The organism is Pseudomonas sp. SDO5532_S415 (genome assembly GCF_054071155.1).
Map to the genome: position 1 here is coordinate 1 of NZ_JBSVWS010000304.1, position 3,638 is coordinate 3,638.

A 3,638-nucleotide genomic window follows, 5' to 3' on the forward strand; every position below is an offset into this window, starting at 1 on the left:
AAAATGTGGGAGCGAGCCTGCTCGCGAAGAGGGAATGACTGCCAGCATCCATCTAACAAACCAACCCTCAACATAAAAACGCCGCTTCTCCCAAAAGGCAGAAGCGGCAGAGGCACGAGCCCCGGAAATATCAACTCACGTGAACAACGCAATCAGAATGATGATCGGGATCGGTACGCCGAGAAAGAACAGCAGTAATGAACGCATGATGATTCTCCTGGGTTAGCGAACAGGTGGGGCGGTGACGTAGGTGTCGGTTTCCACATACACCACGGCATCCCGACGACGACCGCCGAACGTTGCGGCAAGGCTGGCGAAGAACGCACCGGCCAAAAGCGCAACAAACATCCACAGGGTGGTCATGGCGGCAACCTTCGCGGCTGTGTCCGCAGCTTGTTGTGCGGCCAGCTTGGCGTCGGCCACAGCTTTTTGCGTGCGGGCATAGACTTCATCGACACGACGCTCGGCATCGGCCTGGGTCAGGTTGGTGCGTTGCGCCACCAGTTGTGCCAGGTAGGTACGGTCTTCTGCAGCCAGTTGACCATCGTTGGCCAGGGAGCGAACGAAGATACGAGTGACGGTTCCGTGCACCGCGTCATCGCTGACGGCGGCCGGACGATCATCGCGGAACAGGCTGTCGATGTAATAACCGTACTGATCACTGTCGGTATTGGCCGCAGCCGTACCCGCGACTTGGGTCATGGCACTGGCGGCCCCCCCGGCGACTTGCGCCCCGGCCTGCACGCCACCGCTGACGATACCGCTGACCGAACCCGCCACCAGGGTGGCCGTTACCAGCGTGGCCACGCACCAGGCGAGAAAGCCGTGGGCGGTGTCGCGGAAATAGACTTCATCGCTGTGCATGTAGGCCCACTTCACCCGCAACCGGCCGGCAATATAGCCACCGAGCCCGGATGCAACGATTTGTGTGAAAGCCAGCCAGACAATCGTGGTAATGCCCAGGCTCTTGGCGCTGATGCCTTCATTGGCCCACGGCGATACCGCGGAAAACCCGAGGCCAAAACCCAGCAGCACCAGAATCAGCGACAACGCCGCCGCAGCCGCGGCCCCGGCAAAGATCGCGCCCCACGACACGCCAGAGAGCGTGGTCGATTCATCCAGGGCGGGATAGAAACCATCAGAGGATCTATTCATCGTTGTATCGCTCCAGGCAGAAAGATGGTGTTACAACTAGTCGTAATCACACGTTGCAGTCACCGTGCCAGTCGCGGGTTTTGAATAAGTCGTTGTATGTCAGCCAGTTATAAAGATTGAACTTCCCCGGCTCTTGCAATATGCAACGAACGGGCAGGCTCAGCGGGTTTTCTGCATTGGCGGGTCCATGAAGTTTTATTTAGAAAGCTGGCGAACATTTCTTGGCAAAATGTCGCCTATCGTTGTGAACACCTAATCAGGCCAGCCCTATGACCCGCATCTTGACCATCGAAGACGACGCCGTGACCGCCCGGGAAATCGTCGCCGAACTGAGCAGCCACGGCCTCGACGTCGACTGGGTCGACAACGGACGCGAGGGGCTGGAACGTGCAGTCAGCGGCAACTACGATCTGATCACCCTCGACCGCATGCTGCCCGAGCTCGATGGCCTGGCGATTGTCACCACGCTGCGGACCATGGGTGTGGCCACGCCTATCCTGATGATCAGCGCCCTTTCCGATGTCGATGAACGTGTGCGCGGCTTGCGCGCCGGCGGCGACGACTACCTGACCAAGCCCTTCGCCACCGATGAGATGGCCGCCCGGGTCGAAGTCCTGCTGCGCCGGCAGAACACCGTGACCGCCCAGGCCACCACGCTGCGGGTAGCGGACCTGGAGCTGAACCTGATCAGCCACGAAGCCAGCCGGAATGGCGAGCTGCTCACGCTGCTGCCCACCGAATACAAACTGCTGGAATTCCTGATGCGCAACACCGGGCAAATCCTCTCGCGGATGATGATTTTCGAAGAAGTCTGGGGTTATCACTTCGATCCCGGCACCAACCTGATCGACGTGCACATCGGCCGCCTGCGCAAGAAGATCGACCCACCTGGCAATGTTCCACTGATTCGGACCGTGCGAGGCTCGGGTTATGTCATTGCCGAACCCGTCTAAAGGCTGGCGCTCTTCCACCAGTCGCCTGCTGGCGCTCTACAGTGCGTTGTTCGTGGCCTGGAGCGGCATCCTCATGGGCGTCATGTACTACGAGGTGTCCGCTTACCTGGACAACCTGGCCAAGCATTCGCTGATGCAACGTCAGCATCTGTTTTCGCACTTCCAGGGCGAGCAACTGGCGGACGCCCTCGCCGTCAGCATGACCTTCGATATTCGCGGCATCGACGCCTATGGCCTGTTCGATGCCGAGCATCGTTACCTCAGCGGCGCCCTGCGCCACATCCCCAAGGACCTGCCGCTGGACGGCAAGATCCACATGCTCAACGATTGCGCCGAATCCGACGACCCGACCCTGCCCATCGACAGCTGCGACGCCGTGGCGACCCAGACGAAAGATGGCCGCTGGCTGATCCTGGTGCGGGACAACGGTTCGTTGTTTGCCGTGACCCGGATCATTCTCCATGCCTTGTTCTGGGGCGTGACCTTGACCATCCTGCCGGGCATCGTCGGCTGGCACCTGCTTCGCCGTCGGCCGTTGCAGCGCATTCGCGGGATTCAGGCCAGCGCCGAAGCCATCGTCGCCGGCGACCTGACCCGGCGCCTGCCGCTGTCCAACCGCCGCGATGAACTGGACATGCTGGCCGCCATCGTCAACGCCATGCTCGAACGCATCGAGCGGTTGATGAACGAGGTCAAGGGCGTGTGCGACAACATCGCCCATGACTTGCGCACCCCGCTGACCCGCCTGCGCGCGCAGCTTTACCGCATGCAACAACAGGCCGGCGAAGGCTCGGCGCAAGCGACGCAGCTTGACCTGGTATTGGCCGAAGCCGACACGTTGATGGCGCGCTTTCGTGGGCTGCTGCGGATTTCCGAACTGGAGGACCGCCAGCGCCGCTCCGGTTTCGTGCAGCTGGACCCGGTGCCGTTGCTGCAGGAACTGCATGAGTTCTATCTGCCGTTGGCCGAAGACGATGGCCTGAGGTTTCAACTGCAACTGCCCGCATCATTACCTTCGCTCAATGGCGATCGTGCTTTGCTGTTCGAAGCGGTGGCGAACCTGCTGAGCAACTCGATCAAATTCACCCCGCCCGGTGGCCAGGTGATTTTGCGTGGGATTAATGAGAACGGGCATACCCGCATTGAAGTACTCGACTCCGGCCCCGGCATTCCCGAGTCTGAACGGGTGGCGGTGTTCCAGCGTTTCTATCGCGCCGAGGCGGGCAATCTGAAAAGCGGTTTCGGGTTGGGGCTGTCGATCGTCGCGGCGATTGTCAGCCTGCATGGGTTTACGCTGGAGGTGGGTACTAGTGAACTGGGTGGGGCGCGGCTGGTGCTGGATTGTCGGGAGAGATTAATACCCCAAGCCTGACACAAAACCTGTGGGAGCGAGCTTGCTCGCGAAGGCGTCAGGTCAGTCCGAACAACTTTGACTGACACACCGCTTTCGCGAGCAGGCTCGCTCCCACAAGGGGGCATGGGTTTACGCTGGAGGTGGGTACTAGTGAACTGGGTGGGGCGCGGCTGGTG

The 3,638-nt window shown here is 60.7% G+C and carries 3 protein-coding genes; 2 read left to right on the top strand and 1 reads right to left on the bottom strand.

Features of this window, described 5'->3' with window-relative positions; all coding sequences use genetic code 11:
* Positions 1 to 222 precede the first annotated feature (222 nt).
* Complete coding sequence (locus tag ACW9HW_RS29485; protein ID WP_095192530.1) at positions 223 to 1,155, bottom strand: hypothetical protein; 933 nt, start codon at positions 1,153 to 1,155, stop codon at positions 223 to 225.
* 269 nt (positions 1,156 to 1,424) lie between these two features.
* Between ACW9HW_RS29485 and ACW9HW_RS29490 the strand changes: the two genes are divergently transcribed.
* Positions 1,425 to 2,108 (top strand): response regulator transcription factor, encoded by a 684-nt coding sequence (locus ACW9HW_RS29490; RefSeq protein WP_095192531.1) that lies wholly within the window; start codon positions 1,425 to 1,427, stop codon positions 2,106 to 2,108.
* Positions 2,086 to 3,480 (top strand): sensor histidine kinase, encoded by a 1,395-nt coding sequence (locus ACW9HW_RS29495; protein ID WP_095192532.1) that lies wholly within the window; start codon positions 2,086 to 2,088, stop codon positions 3,478 to 3,480. Before ACW9HW_RS29490 ends, ACW9HW_RS29495 begins: the two co-directional genes overlap by 23 nt.
* Positions 3,481 to 3,638 lie beyond the last annotated feature (158 nt).

What these genes read in the sequence shown, in the direction of transcription:
- ACW9HW_RS29485 (WP_095192530.1), bottom strand. Translation starts at nt 1,155, where the DNA reads ATGAATAGATCCTCTGATGGTTTCTATCCCGCCCTGGATGAATCGACC.
- ACW9HW_RS29495 (WP_095192532.1), top strand. Translation starts at nt 2,086, where the DNA reads ATGTCATTGCCGAACCCGTCTAAAGGCTGGCGCTCTTCCACCAGTCGC.
- ACW9HW_RS29490 (WP_095192531.1), top strand. Translation starts at nt 1,425, where the DNA reads ATGACCCGCATCTTGACCATCGAAGACGACGCCGTGACCGCCCGGGAA.